Raw genomic sequence first — 13,604 nt, 5'->3', positions numbered from 1 at the left:
GCCGTCCAGACTAGTGGGCGCGCGAACCAATGCTGGCCGTAGGCTGGGTGGGTGAGTTCCAGTGAGTTCCCCGTCACGCCCGCGGGCCGCGACGACGACACCCCCGACACCGGTGCGATTGACAGTGGCGTGCCCGTACTTCGTGACCCTGTCCTCGTCGCCGCCTTCGAGGGCTGGAACGACGCCGGCGACGCCGCGAGCGGAGCCGTCGAGCACCTCGAGTTGACCTGGGACGCCCAGCCGCTCGCCGAGCTGGACTCCGAGGAATACTACGACTACCAGGTCAATCGACCCACGGTGCGGCAGGTCGACGGTGTAACCCGGGAGATCGTGTGGCCCGCCACCCGGCTGTCGGTGTGCTCGCCTCCCGGCAGCGACCGCGACGTAGTTCTGCTGCGCGGGATCGAACCGAACATGCGCTGGCGCAGCTTCTGCGAGGACCTCCTCGAGCTGATCGATCAGCTGCAGATCAACACCGTGGTGATCCTCGGGGCACTGCTCGCGGACACCCCGCACACGCGGCCGGTCCCGGTGACGGGCAGCGCATACAGCAGCGAAGCTGCCGAGCGGTTCAAGCTCGAGCAGACCCGCTACGAGGGGCCGACCGGGATCACCGGAGTGCTGCAGGACGCGTGCGTCCGGGCCGGTGTGCCTGCCGTGTCGTTCTGGGCGGCTGTGCCCCACTACGTGTCCCAGCCGCCGAATCCCAAGGCCACGGTGGCGCTGCTGCAACGCGTCGAGGATGTCCTGGACATCGAGGTGCCCCTCGGGGAACTCCCGGCCCAGGCCGACGACTGGCAGGAAGCTGTCACCGAGATGACCGCGGACGACGAGGAGATCGGCGACTACGTCCGGTCCCTCGAGGAGCGCGGCGACGCCGAGACCGACATCTCCGAGGCCATCTCGAAGATCGACGGTGACGCGCTCGCGGCCGAGTTCGAGCGGTATCTCCGCAGGCGTGGGCCCGGCAGCTTCGGGCTGTGACGAAGAACTCATCCGAGTCGCTTCGTTCCTCGCTCCAGCGCACGGCGCTCTACGCCGGCGGTTTCCTCGGCCCGTTCGGCGGCGGCGTCGTCGCCTCGATCCTTCCCGAGATCGGTGACGACCTCGGAGTGAGTGCATCCGCCGCGGCGGGCTCGCTGACGGCGTACCTGTTGCCGTTCGCATTGCTGATGCTGGTGTCGGGCACGCTGGGCGCCCGGTGGGGACAGATGCGGACCGTGCGGATCGCATACGGCGTCTACCTGCTGTCGTCGCTGGCCTGTTTCGTGGCGCCGACGCTGCCGCTCTTCCTCGGCGCCCGCGTGCTCCAGGGGTGTTCGAACTCGTTCACGACGCCGCTGCTGCTGGCGGCGCTCGCCGCCTCGACCCCGAAGAAGCATCTCGGCCGGGCACTGGGGATCTTCGGTGCCTTCCAGGCCGCGGGACAGTCGAGCGCGCCGCTCGTCGGCGGGCTCGCGGCGGAGGTCGACTGGCGGCTCGCGTTCCTCGTGATCGCCCTCGTGGCCGCGGTGCTGGGTCTGGTCGGCGTTCCCGACAGTGCTCCCGCCGAGCCGGGGGCACCGCGCCCGCGACTGCGCGACGCCCTCACCCCGTCGGTGCTGAGAATCGGGGTGGTCGCACTCCTCGGCTGGGGCGCGCTCGGTGGGCTGAGCTTCCTGGTCGCGTTCCGCGCCGAGGAGGTCTTCGGGCTGAGCCCGACCCAGCGCGGGCTTCTGCTCACCGGGTTCGGCGTGGCCGGCATCCTCACCGCACGCCTCGTCGGCGGTGTCATCGACAAGATCGGGGCGCGGGCGGCCGTGCTGATCGGCGCAGTCGGCGGGGCGATTCTCGTCGCGGCCGCCGGGACCGTGTCTCTCCTCGCAGTCGTGGCCGTGGCGTGGTTCGCGGCCGGAATCGCCGGTCAGTTCATCCTGGTCGGTGTGAACGCCGCCGTGCTCGGTTCGCCGGGCCCGAATCGGGGCGGCGCCGTGTCCGTCGTGCAGGCGCTGCGGTTCATGGGCAACGCGCTCGCGCCGATCACCCTCACTCCGGTGTATTCGGTGTCGCCCGCGGCCGGCTTCGTGCTGCCCGCCCTGCTGCTCGCCGTGCTGGCCCCGCTGCTCATGCCCCGCGACCGCGCACCCGCCTGACATGCCTTCCGGGCGGGCTGTGAGGTGTTCCTGATTCCCACGTAACGTGCGCGCAGCCGTTACGACACTCCCGGGGCGGAGCCTCGACGCATGGCCAACACACCGAGTTCGAGCAAGCTGCTGGTCGTCGGCAACGGTATGGCCGGCGCACGCACCGTCGAGGAGATCCTGAACCGTGGCGGCGGCGAGCGTTTCGAGATCACCATGATCGGCGACGAGCCCTACGGCAACTACAACCGGATCATGCTCTCGCACGTACTGTCCGGGGAGGCAGCCGTCGACGACGAGGACCTGATCCTCAACCCGATGGGCTGGTACACCGCCAACGGCGTCAAACTCCACGCCGGCGACCGCGCGGTCGCGCTCGACCGGTTCGCGAAGACCGTGACGTGCGAGAGCGGCCGCGTCGTCGACTACGACGTGCTCATCGTCGCCACGGGAAGCAACACGTTCTTCCCCAACATGGACGGATTGCGGGAGCACGACGGGCGCCTGGCCCGCGGGGTGTTCGGATTCCGGAACATCGCCGACACCAACGGCATGCTGCAGATGGCGCAGGCCCGCGACGACGTGTCCGCGGTGGTGATCGGCGGCGGTCTGCTCGGCCTGGAGGCCGCGTACGGGCTGCGCACACAGGGCCTCACCGTCAACGTCGTGCACTCCCCCGGGCACCTGATGAACCAGCAGCTCGACGAACGCGGCGGCAGCGTCCTGCGCGCCGAGATCGAGAAACTCGGCGTGGGCGTCCACACCTCGATGCGGACCACCGCCGTGCTGCGCGACGACGCGGGCCTGGTGACCGGCGTGTCGTTCGTCGACGGCTCCACCCTGGACGCCGACATGGTCGTCGTCACCGCCGGAATCCGGCCCAACACCGAACTCGCGCGAGCCGCCGGGCTGGTAGTCGAACGCGGCGTCGTGGTGGACGACCAGATGCGCTGCGAGGACGAGGGTTCCGTGTACGCCGTCGGCGAGTGCGCACAGCACCGTGGGGAGACCTACGGCCTCGTCGCCCCGGTGTGGGAGCAGTCGGTCATCCTGGCCGAAGTCCTCACCGGCTCCAATCCCGAAGCGGCGTACGTCGGTTCACGCACCACCACCCAACTGAAGGTCGCCGGTGTCGACGTGGCCGCGATGGGCGTCAAGGGACCAGAGACGGCGGACGACGAGTTCGTCCAGTACTACGAACCGCGCAGCGGCACGTACAAGAGCCTCGTCGTCCGCGACGGCAAGCTGATCGGCGCCACCCTGATGGGCGACATCAGCAAGGCGGGTTTCCTCACGCAGGCGTTCGACGGCAAGGTGCCGTTGCCCGAGGAGCGGATCAGCATGCTCTTCGACGTCGGAGCCCCGAGCGCCGCGACGAGTGTCGCCGACCTCCCCGACGACCTGCAGGTGTGCAACTGCAACGGCGTGAGCAAGGGCGATCTGGTCGCCTGCGTCCATACCGGCGCCAAGACGCTCACCGACGTCTGCGCCCAGACGCGGGCAGGCAAGGGCTGCGGCTCGTGCAAGGGACTCGTCGCCGACATCGTGGCCTGCGCCGCGGGCGGCGAACTCGAGGCCGACCCCTCCGCAGACTGGTACGTGCCCTGCATCCCGATGACGAAGCCCGAACTCGTCGCGACCATCCGGGAACGCGATCTCCGCGCCGTGTCCCAGGTGTTCGCCGCACTCGCGACGGACGCGAAGGAGGACGCGTCCGCGAAGATGCCCCTGGCCTCCTTGCTTCGCACCATCTGGGGTCCCGACTGGGTGGACGAGCGCGGCGCGCTGTTCATCAACGACCGCGTGCACGCCAACATCCAGCGCGACGGCACGTTCTCGGTGGTCCCGCAGATGAAGGGCGGCGTCACCACGCCGGAGCAACTCCGCAAGATCGCCGACGTGGCCGACAAGTACGGCGTGCCGCTCGTGAAGGTCACCGGCGGGCAGCGCATCGACCTGCTCGGCATCAAGAAGGAGGATCTCCCCAAGGTGTGGGGTGACCTCGACATGCCGTCCGGGTTCGCCTACGGCAAGAGCATGCGCACGGTGAAGACGTGCGTCGGAACCGATTTCTGCCGCTACGGTCTCGGCGATTCGACGAGCCTCGGCATCGCGCTCGAGGAACGGTTCCAGGGCCTGGAGACGCCCGCGAAGCTGAAACTCGCGGTCGCCGGATGCCCACGCAACTGTTCGGAGGCCCTGTGCAAGGACTTCGGTGTGGTCGCGGTCGGCGACGGCCGATGGGAAATCTACGTCGGCGGCGCCGCCGGAGCGCACATCCGCAAGGGTGATCTGCTCGCCACGGTCGAATCGCCGGACGCCGTAGTGGAACTCGGCGGACGGTTCATTCAGTATTACCGCGAGAACGCGAAATGGCTCGAACGCACGTACGACTTCGTGCCGCGGGTAGGACTCGAACATCTTCAGGCGCTACTGGTCCGAGACGAGGAGGACATCGTGACCGGATTGGACGAGCGGATCCAGACGGCGGTGGACGGCTACCGGGATCCCTGGAAGGAGCGAAGCGCGCCGAAATCGCCCGCCCAGTTCGCTCCGTCGCTCCCGCTGCTGCCGCTTCCCCAGGTGCCGGTCCGATGACCGCCCTGATCGAAGGACCCTCCGAGATCGCGGTGGGTCCGGTCAGCGACCTGACGCCGGGCGAAGGCCGGACGTACGTCGTGCAGAACCGTCAGGTGGCCGTATTCCTGTTGTCGGACGGCACCGTTCGGGCGATGGATGCGGTGTGCCCGCACAAGGGTGGTCCCCTCGCCGACGGACAGATCGACGCCACCGGCGTGATGTGCCCGCTCCACCAGTACGCGTTCGCCTTCGACACGGGCGCCTGCGCATCCGAGGGTGTGGGCTCGGTCCGCACCTACACCGCATCGGTTCGCGAAGGGTCGGTCGTCGTGCACGTGTGAGTGGCCACTCACCAGCGCTCGGCCCTGATACGGCGTGCCTTTCGGGAAAGTCTCGGCACCGCTGTCATCATGAGCTCAATGCTGCAGCTGAAGGGGCACGTCGCATGGACAGATCGCTGGTCGAGTGAATACCGTCACGAGTCCGGAACGACGGCGCCGATCCGGTAGCCGTCCTCCGGTCGGTGGCCCGCCCGCCGAGACCGTGTTCCGCGCGGACATCGAGGGTCTGCGGGCCGTCGCGGTGCTGGCCGTGGTCCTCTTTCACGCGGGCGTCCCCGGAATCGGCGGAGGGTTCGCCGGCGTCGACATCTTCTTCGTCGTCTCGGGGTTTCTCATCACCGGGCTGCTGTGGCGAAGCGTCGCGACCACCGGCCGCGTCCAGCTGGCCGAGTTCTACGGTGCGCGGGCACGCCGGCTGCTGCCCGCCGGGTGCATCGTGCTGGTGGCCACTGCGATCGGTGCGGCCCTGCTCCTGCCCCCTCTGCAGGCCCGCGCGGTCCTCGGTGACGGGATCGCCAGTGCGCTCTACGTCGGCAACTACCGGTTCGCCCTGCACGGCACCGACTATCTGGCCGCCGACACGCCCCCGTCACCGTTCCAGCACTACTGGTCGCTCGGCGTGGAAGAGCAGTTCTACCTGCTGTGGCCGGCGCTGATCATCGGGGTCGCCTGGCTCGTCCGGCGCAGGACACGGCGCGACGACGCGGACGAAGCACCGTCGACGACCCCGTATTTGACAGTGCTCGCCGTGGTCGCGGCAGTGTCGTTCGCGGTCTCGCTCGACTGGACCCGCACACTGCCGCCGTGGGCGTTCTTCTCGTTGCCCGCACGCGCCTGGGAACTGGCCGCAGGCGGGTTGGTCGCCCTGTCCGTTCAGCACTGGCAGCGGTTGCCGTCGGTGGTCGCCGCCACGGCCGGATGGTTGGGTTTCGCACTGATCGTCATCGCCTGTTTTCGACTCGGTGAGACGACGCCCTACCCCGGTACCGCGGCGCTGCTGCCGGTCGCCGGCACGATGCTGGTGATCGGGGCGGGGTGTGCCGCACCCCGGCTGGGGGTCGGGCGGAGCCTGTCGCTGCCGCCGATGCGGGCGGTCGGGCGAGTGTCCTATTCCTGGTACCTGTGGCACTGGCCGGTGCTGCTGCTCGCGCCGATCGTGCTCGGCCGCTCGCTCGACCTGACCGATCGTCTGGCGATGATCATGGTGTCCGCGGGTCTGGCCGGACTGACACTGGTCCTGGTCGAGAACCCTGTCCGCTTCGCTGCTCCGTTGCGCCGCTCGGCCTCGCGCAGCCTCGTGCTCGGCGGCGCCGTCACCGCCATCGCTGTCTGTGCGGCACTGGTGTTGCTGGTGGCGCGGCCGGTTCCGGTCGGACACGGAGCCGCGGCCGCGGCCCTCACCGTCTCTGCGCCAGCCGAATCGGCGCCTACCGCAGTCGATCCGCGCGACGCGGCGGTGCACGACATGACCGCGCAGGTACAGACGGCGGTCGCGAAATCGGCAGGGCTGCAAGCAGTCCCGTCGAATCTGTCCCCACCGCTCACCGACGCGCCTGCCGACAAGCCGGAGGTGTTCGTCAACGGCTGTGTGCGGTCGTGGCTCGAGGTGGGGCAGGACGAGTGCGCGTCGGGGGACGTGGCGTCTCCGACAACGATGGTGCTGGTCGGCGATTCGCACGCCGCGATGTGGGCCCCGGCATTCGAATCGGCCGCCGAGCAGAATCATTGGCGGCTCGAGACGATGGGCAAGGTCACGTGCCCGCTTCTCGACCTCCCGCTCACCAGCCCCTACCTCGGGCGGGAATACACCGAGTGCGAGCAGTGGCGCGGCGAGATCGTCGACCGACTGCGGGCCGAGCGGCCCCGGTTGGTCGTGCTGAGCATGTCCCGGCGGTACGGCGCCGACTTCGGTTTCACCGTGTACGGCCAAGAGTGGCTCGACAGCCTGACCCGGCTGGTTACGGAACTCCGCGCCACGGGCGCGGCCGTCCTCGTCCTCGGACCGATCCCGGATCCGCACTCGACCGTGCCCACGTGCCTGTCCGCCCACCTGGACGACGCGACCGCCTGCTCGCCGCCACGGCCGGTCGCGGTGAACGACGCCGGCGTCGCAGCCGAGGCGATGGCCACCGCCGCAGGCGGCGGGCGATACGCAGACCTCACCTCCCTGTTCTGCACCACCGAGCGCTGCCCCGTCATCGTCGGCAACGACCTCGTGTACCGCGACGACAACCACCTGACCCTCGAACACGCTCAGGCACTCTCACCCGTCGTCGCCGCTCTGGCCGAGCGCGCACTCGCACCGGGCTGAGCGGTAGCGGCGGTTCCTGCAAATCACATCCGGTCCGGGTGTCACATTCGGCCGGTGGCCGGTGTCTCATGCCGAGAGCACACAACCGGAAGGTGCTGAACTTCAGCTTCAGCGTCGGCCGCCAGGCCCAGAAGTGGGATCAGTGTGACGAGAACCTGAAGTCGTTCGCACACATGGCGGTGGCCGGCCTGGTCGGCTGCAGCTTCTGCCTGGACTTCGGCTACGTCCGAGCCCACAACGAGGGGCTCGATCTGACCAAGGCACGCGAGGTGCCCCGCTGGCGGCAATCGGACGTGTTCACGCCGCTGGAGCGGGACGTGCTCGAGTACGCCGAAGCGATGACCCAGACTCCACCGACCGTCACCGACGAACTGTCGGCCGGGCTGCTCGAGGCGCTCGGCCCAGCCGCACTGGTGGAACTGACCGCGTTCATCGCGGTGGCGAACCTCATGACCCGCACCAATACCGCGTTCGGCATCGAATCGCAGGGCTTCGCGGCGTCGTGTGGCCTGAAGCCCCTCGCCCTACCCACGACGACATGACGGCCGCCGGGCCTGAGACCCGATCGACATCGAAGGGTCAGCCGACGTCGTACGACAGAACGAAGTCGTAGCCGTTGTCGCCGGGTCCGGCGATGGACAGGTCCGCGCTGCCGCATAGGTCGATCAGACCACCGGTCCCCATACCCGGCACCACCTCTATCCGTGCCGACACGGAACCCTGGTCCTGGCTGCCGATGTGCTGGAACACGCACGTCCCGTCGTGCCCGCCGATCGAGCCCTCGAAGCGCTCGAGGCCGAGCACCGGCGCGGCATCGGTCTTGTATGCGATCAAATAGACCACTGTGCTCGTTCCCTCGATGTCCCCGGAGTACGAGTACGCGACGGTCGCTCGGGTGGCACCGCGGGCGGGGTAGTAGGTGTCACCGGCAGTCGTGCCTTCGCCGTCGATGTCGACGATCACCGATTCCGACCACGACGCGATGGAGAACTTGCCTCGTGCACTGTGTGAGTAGCTCATGACACGAGACTCTAGGTACGCGACAGCGTGAGGTTCTTGAACATTCACGACACTAGGATGAGGCCGTGCCGAGTGTGCCAGGACATCCCGAGGCGATCGTCCGCCCGACCGCCGACGCGCGCGGGTTCGAGGTCGAACGGGTAGCTCCCCGAGAGGCTTTGGCCGAGTTCGTCGACTACCACTGGCTCGTGAGGTGGTCGGTACCGAAGCCCCATCGACAGCAGGTGGTGCCCCAGCCCCGCGTTCATATCGCGGCCGAGGACGGACAGTTGCTGGTGCACGGGATCTCCCGGTCGCCGTTCTACCGAACGCTGACCGGGAACGGCCACGTACTGGGAGCCGCCTTCCACGCTGGAGGGTTCCGGCCCCTGCTGAAGGGTAGCGTCGGCGCGATTTCGGGAACCGTCCTGCCTGGACGTCATCTGCTCGCCGGTGACGATCGCCCGGTCGCGGAGCGGATCCTCGCCGGCACGGACAGCGCGGAGATGATCGACGCCTTCGAGCGATACCTTCTCCGCACCGACCCCGTTCCAGATCCCACGGGACGGGAGATCACAGCCCTGGTGGGCGACGCCCAGTGCAACCGCGACATCGTCCGAGCGGACGAGCTCGCCGCACATGCCGGCTGTAGCCTGCGCACCCTGCAACGTCTGTTCACCGAGTACGTCGGCATCGGCCCGAAGTGGGTGATCCAGCGATTCCGCATCCTCGACGCCGCCGGCGCCGCCCACTCGGGCGAGAGGATCGACTGGTCTGCGCTCGCCTACGAACTGGGGTTCAGCGACCAGGCTCACCTGACCCGCGTCTTCACTCACGTGGTCGGGACACCACCGGCTACCTATCAGCGCACGCATGGCCTGCTGTAGCGCGGCCGTTCAATTCCCGAAGCCGAGCCCCCGCTTCGCGAGTTCCTCCTCGAGGATTCGGATCGCCTTCGGTCCGACGCCGTGGATCTTCAACAGCTCCTTGGCGGTGACCGTCGTCAGTTGGTCGAAACGCGTATAGCCGTGGGATGCGAGCTCACGGCGGGAGACCTCCCCCATGCTCGCCGGAAACTCCGTCGGGCCAGTGGTGTCGGAAGACGACATGTCCGTCCCTTCCTACCCGTTGTGATCGGCGTGCAGATGGGCACGCTCCCCGTCGTGGTCGAAGATCGTGAGGATCTCCACGGGACCGTCGTGGGCGCCGATCGAGTGCGGAACCATGGTCGAGAACTCCGCTGCGGCACCCGCTTCGACAAGTATGGTTCGCTCACCGAGTTGCAGGCGGGCTGTCCCCGACAGCACCGTGAACCACTCATGGCCGGGGTGCACACTCACGTGCTCCGGGCCCGCGGGCCGATCGGTGGTGATGCGCATCTTCGCCACGGTCGCGCCATGGAGTGCGCGTTCGCGGGACAGGAGCCAGATCGTCAGGCCTCGCGCGTGTTCGGGCTGCGGGCGGATCACCACATCCTCGTCCTCGACGGACTCGACGAGCTGATCGAGCGTGGTGCCGAGGGCGCGCGCGATCGGGACCAGTTGGTCCAGGGCGATCCTGCGGTGGCCGGTTTCGATGCGGCTCAGGGTGGACGGACTGAGAAAGCAGCGCGCAGCGAGCACATCCAGGGACCAGCCGCGGGCCACCCGAAGGCCCCGGATGCGTTGACGGATCACGCTGTCCAACCCGAGTTCTTGCGTCATAGGCAAGAGTATATGCGCAAAGCGCAGGATGCACTTAGCCTGGAGCCATGACACAGCATTCTCATCACCACGCACGCCACCACGGCGGGCACACCGAGGACCACGGGGCAGCGCTGGCAGATCTACTGGACCTGGACGCCGAGGTCTTCGGCTCCTACCTGGACCCGGTGGCGGAGTGGGCCGGCCAACGCACCCGGGAGACCCCGCGCCGGGTCGTCGACGTGGGGGCGGGAACGGGCGTAGGCAGCCTGACTCTGGCTCGACGATTCCTCTCGGCCCAGGTGATCGCGATCGACAGGTCGGAGGCGATGCTCGAGCGCGTCCACACGGCCGCGCACCGGCAGGGCCTGGCCCGCCGATTGAGGGTCGTGCACGCCGATCTGGATGTCGCCTGGCCCGCAGTCGACGCGGCGGACGTCGTGTGGGCGGCCTCCTCGTTGCACGAGGTCGCCGATCCCGACCGGGTGCTCCGCGATATGTACGGCGCGCTGAACACCGACGGCGTGCTGGTGGTGGTCGAGATGGACGCGCTGCCGCGCCTCCTGCCGGACGACCTCGGCCTGGGCCGCCCGGGCCTGGAGTCGCGCTGCCACGAGGCCTTGGCGCGGTTGGACTGGAACTCGCATCCGAACTGGCGGGCACACGTGGAGCGTGCCGGTTTCGCGGATGTCGAGGAGCGCAGTTTCACCAGCGAGGCAACCCCGGCACCGCCGAGCACCGGACGCTACGCACAGACCTACCTGCGCCGCATTCGCTCCGCGCTCGACGGGCAACTTGCCGCCGACGACCGCGACACCCTCGATCGACTTCTCTCGGAAGGCAACCCCGACAATGTCCTGCACCGCGGGGACCTGACGGTCCGTGGCAGCCGGACCGTCTGGATTGCCCGGCGTCCCTGAATCCGCCGGACGGAGTCGAACTCCCCGACGCGGTCCTCGCCTTTGGGAACTGGTTCACGTGGAGGTGGCGAGTTGTGGCGGGATCCGACTACTCGGTGGGATTCGGGACGAACCAAGACTATTCGGTCTATTCTGCGGTTCCGTCTCGGACCGATTAACTAGACTGGTGAAGTGCCGAATCAGGAGAACGCCGAATTCGCAGGTAGCGAGCCGAAGGTGCCGTTTCCTAAGCCGGAACGCGACATCGATCTCTACCGCCGGGCGATCGCCACTCTCCAGGCCGCACTCCCCCACGGCTGGACTTTGACGTCCGGAAAGTCCCGCTCCCTCGCCGACGCACCGGAACGATTGCTGGTCGGCGCACCCAACGGCGAGGTGGCGTCCTTCTCCGTCATCCCCGCCCGAGGGGTGCTCGCGGGCGACGCCGCCCGGTTCGCCGACGGACTGTCCGGATCAGATCACGGATTCGTCTGCGCCCGTTACCTTTCCGAGCCGGTTCGTCGTCAACTCGACGCCAGGGGTTTCTCCTACGCCGATGCGACGGGCAACACCTCCCTCGCCGCGGACCGACCTGCGATCTGGGTGCGCGACCGAGGCGCGGATGCCGACCCGTGGCGGGGCCCCGGCCGTCCGGCCGCCCAGCTGACCGGCGATCCCGCCGCCCGGGTCGTGCGTGCCCTCGCCGATCATTCGGGCCAGCTGACGGTCCCCGAACTCGTCCGGCTGTCCGGCGCGTCCACCGGCGCGACCTATCGGGTGGTCGAAACCCTGGAGGAACGCGATCTGCTCGAACGACTCCCCCGCGGTCCCATCACCAGCGTCCGATGGCAGCAGATGCTGCGCGCCTGGAGCAGCGACTTCAGTTTCAAGGACTGCCCCACCGTCGGCTATTTCGCACACGAGGGTGTGCAGTCGTTCGTCGCGAAACTCGGGAAGGTCTCCGGTCACCTCTATGCGGTGACCGGGTCGGTTGCCGCAGCGGCGTTCGCCGAATACGCGCCGGCGCATCAGGTCCAGATCTACGCCGACCACGGCGAGGCGCTGGCCGGCGCACTCGAGCTACGCCCAGTCGATCAGGGCGCCAACGTCCTCGTCGCCACGCCCCGATCGGCTGCGGTCTTCGAGCGCACCCTCTTCCGCGACAACGTCCGCCTGGTCGCCCCCGCGCAGGCCTTCGCGGACCTTCTCGCCGGCACCGGTCGTCATCCGCAGGAGGCAGAGCACCTCCTCGACTGGATGACCGCGAACGTGCCCGAGTGGAGAACAGCCCTCGGCGCACCGACGGTTACCTGACCGACCGCTCGCCGCGGGCGGAAATGCCCGAATGTGCGCAACACGACCACGCCACGCCGCGCGTGATGGCGCGCACAACGGCACTCGGGTAGCAGGATGTACATCTTGCGGCCTCACCGAGGAGTCGGAACAGGCCTGACGGAAGTCGCAATCCGTTCGCAAAACGAATAGGGGTACTTGCATGTCCATGGGAGTCGGGCTCAGGATCGGCAGTGTCGTGTCCACCGCGGTGGTGGCGTCGAACGATCCAGGATCCCCGGATCCGGTGGTCATCGTCCGGGACACCGTCCTGCACATGTGCCCGGACGGCACGGCAATTCTCGGCGGATCGGCGCCGCACACGATCGGCGACACCCACACCGTGTCGGGGTTCCTTCCCCGCGTCGGCGATCCGGCCGGTGTCGCGGTAGGCGACGGATCGCGTTACCGCGCCGAAGACCTGGTCGCGGGCGCGATGCGATGCCTGCTCCGGGAGTGCGAACCTCTCCCCGACCACGGCGGCCGGACGGGCGGCGCCCCCGACATCATGGCCGCCTACCCCACCCGCTGGGATTCGGCCGCCGTCGCGGCGCTGCGTGACGCCCTGGACTACGCCGACATGTCCTACCTGTCCCTCGTCTCGGACGCCGAAGCCGCCGCAGCCTGGTTCGAATCCGAGATCGCGGAGCGTCCGGGGCAGTTGGTCGGCATCTATCACGTCGACGACACCGGCGCGACCGTCGCGCTGATTCGCTCGGGTGTCGAGGCAGGCAAGGCGTTCCGCTTCTCCGCGGGGGGCTCCCCCACCGCTCAGATCGCCACCGCGCTCGGTGCGTTCGGCTGGCTGCCCAGCAATCTCGATGCCGTGGTCGTCACGGGCGACGGCCTGATCGCGAGGGACTCCGCGGCCATCCACGGATTCGCGACCACGATCGGTGAGAAGTTCGGTGTGCGATGTGTCGTCGGCCCGGGTCCCGAGCAGACCGCAGCGCTCGGTGCCGCCATCCGCGCCGCCGGATTCAACCCGACCACCCACAGGGTCACCCCGATCGGCCTACCGCCGTCGTACGACGTCACCGAAGTGATCGACGCCGTCGTCGGCGAGCCGGTGCCCTCGACAACCCCGAGCCGGCCGGCCACGCGCACGCGCAACCCCGCGTCGGCCGCGGCGGTGGGTGCCTCCCCCGCGCGGCTGGGCGGAACAGCCGTCGCGACGCCGCCGGAACCTCGCGCAGTCGCGCAGACCGGGGACGAATCCACCGCCGACTCGACATCCCGGGCGTCCTGGCTCGTCGCCGCGGCCGTCGGGCTGGCTCTCGTGCTGGTGGCGATCGTCTTCGTGCTGTTCGTCCTCTGAATGCCTGCCTCCCTTCATCGGT

13 protein-coding genes are annotated in these 13,604 nt (G+C 68.7%); 10 read left to right on the top strand and 3 right to left on the bottom strand.

From position 1 onward, the window contains the following. The first annotated feature begins 51 nt into the window (after positions 1–51). The 6 genes from ACFWAY_RS35230 (at position 52) to ACFWAY_RS35205 (ending at position 7,894) form a co-directional block, all read left to right on the top strand. Positions 52–984 carry a PAC2 family protein gene (locus ACFWAY_RS35230; RefSeq protein ID WP_378513792.1) on the top strand — a complete coding sequence of 311 codons (933 nt, stop codon included), beginning with the start codon at positions 52–54 and terminating at the stop codon, positions 982–984. After that, entirely contained in the window at positions 981–2,132 is a 1,152-nt protein-coding gene (locus tag ACFWAY_RS35225; RefSeq protein WP_378513791.1) for an MFS transporter, read from the top strand. The genes ACFWAY_RS35230 and ACFWAY_RS35225 overlap by 4 nt, the downstream gene beginning before the upstream one ends. A 90-nt stretch (positions 2,133–2,222) precedes the next feature. Then, the gene (gene nirB, locus ACFWAY_RS35220; RefSeq protein ID WP_378454693.1) at positions 2,223–4,718 is read left to right on the top strand and encodes a nitrite reductase large subunit NirB; all 2,496 of its coding nucleotides are present in this window, start codon (positions 2,223–2,225) and stop codon (positions 4,716–4,718) included. Continuing rightward, the gene (locus ACFWAY_RS35215) at positions 4,715–5,041 is read left to right on the top strand and encodes a Rieske 2Fe-2S domain-containing protein (protein WP_378513790.1); all 327 of its coding nucleotides are present in this window, start codon (positions 4,715–4,717) and stop codon (positions 5,039–5,041) included. The genes nirB and ACFWAY_RS35215 overlap by 4 nt, the downstream gene beginning before the upstream one ends. Positions 5,042–5,165: 124 nt before the next feature. Continuing rightward, positions 5,166–7,352, top strand: coding sequence for an acyltransferase family protein (locus tag ACFWAY_RS35210; RefSeq protein WP_378513789.1), 2,187 nt, complete (start codon positions 5,166–5,168; stop codon positions 7,350–7,352). 68 nt (positions 7,353–7,420) lie between these two features. Continuing rightward, entirely contained in the window at positions 7,421–7,894 is a 474-nt protein-coding gene (locus ACFWAY_RS35205; protein WP_378513788.1) for a carboxymuconolactone decarboxylase family protein, read from the top strand. 37 nt (positions 7,895–7,931) lie between these two features. Here ACFWAY_RS35205 and ACFWAY_RS35200 read toward each other — a convergent pair whose 3' ends face one another. After that, the gene (locus tag ACFWAY_RS35200; RefSeq protein WP_378454697.1) at positions 7,932–8,372 is read right to left on the bottom strand and encodes a DUF3224 domain-containing protein; all 441 of its coding nucleotides are present in this window, start codon (positions 8,370–8,372) and stop codon (positions 7,932–7,934) included. Positions 8,373–8,437: 65 nt separating this feature from the next. Here ACFWAY_RS35200 and ACFWAY_RS35195 point away from each other — a divergent pair, with 65 nt between their 5' ends. Then, positions 8,438–9,238, top strand: a complete 801-nt coding sequence (locus ACFWAY_RS35195) for a helix-turn-helix domain-containing protein (RefSeq protein WP_378454698.1) — start codon at positions 8,438–8,440, stop codon at positions 9,236–9,238. Between the two features lie 9 nt (positions 9,239–9,247). Here the strand turns inward: ACFWAY_RS35195 and ACFWAY_RS35190 are convergent, their stop codons facing one another. After that, complete coding sequence (locus ACFWAY_RS35190) at positions 9,248–9,460, bottom strand: hypothetical protein (RefSeq protein WP_378513787.1); 213 nt, start codon at positions 9,458–9,460, stop codon at positions 9,248–9,250. A gap of 12 nt (positions 9,461–9,472) precedes the next feature. Further along, positions 9,473–10,054, bottom strand: a complete 582-nt coding sequence (locus ACFWAY_RS35185) for a helix-turn-helix domain-containing protein (RefSeq protein ID WP_378513786.1) — start codon at positions 10,052–10,054, stop codon at positions 9,473–9,475. A 47-nt stretch (positions 10,055–10,101) separates the two neighbouring features. Here ACFWAY_RS35185 and ACFWAY_RS35180 point away from each other — a divergent pair, with 47 nt between their 5' ends. The 3 genes from ACFWAY_RS35180 (at position 10,102) to ACFWAY_RS35170 (ending at position 13,582) form a co-directional block, all read left to right on the top strand. Continuing rightward, a complete protein-coding gene (locus ACFWAY_RS35180) occupies positions 10,102–10,953 on the top strand; it encodes a class I SAM-dependent methyltransferase (RefSeq protein ID WP_378513785.1) in 852 nt (283 codons plus the stop codon). Between the two features lie 171 nt (positions 10,954–11,124). Continuing rightward, a complete protein-coding gene (locus ACFWAY_RS35175; protein WP_378454702.1) occupies positions 11,125–12,246 on the top strand; it encodes a helix-turn-helix transcriptional regulator in 1,122 nt (373 codons plus the stop codon). A 181-nt stretch (positions 12,247–12,427) separates the two neighbouring features. Further along, positions 12,428–13,582, top strand: a complete 1,155-nt coding sequence (locus ACFWAY_RS35170; RefSeq protein WP_378454703.1) for a hypothetical protein — start codon at positions 12,428–12,430, stop codon at positions 13,580–13,582. The last annotated feature ends 22 nt before the right edge of the window (positions 13,583–13,604 follow it).

The organism is Rhodococcus sp. NPDC059968, from assembly GCF_042738615.1.
GTDB lineage: Bacteria > Actinomycetota > Actinomycetes > Mycobacteriales > Mycobacteriaceae > Rhodococcus_F.
The sequence above is the reverse complement of the archived record's forward strand: the minus strand, read 5'-3'. Positions and strand labels throughout refer to the sequence as shown.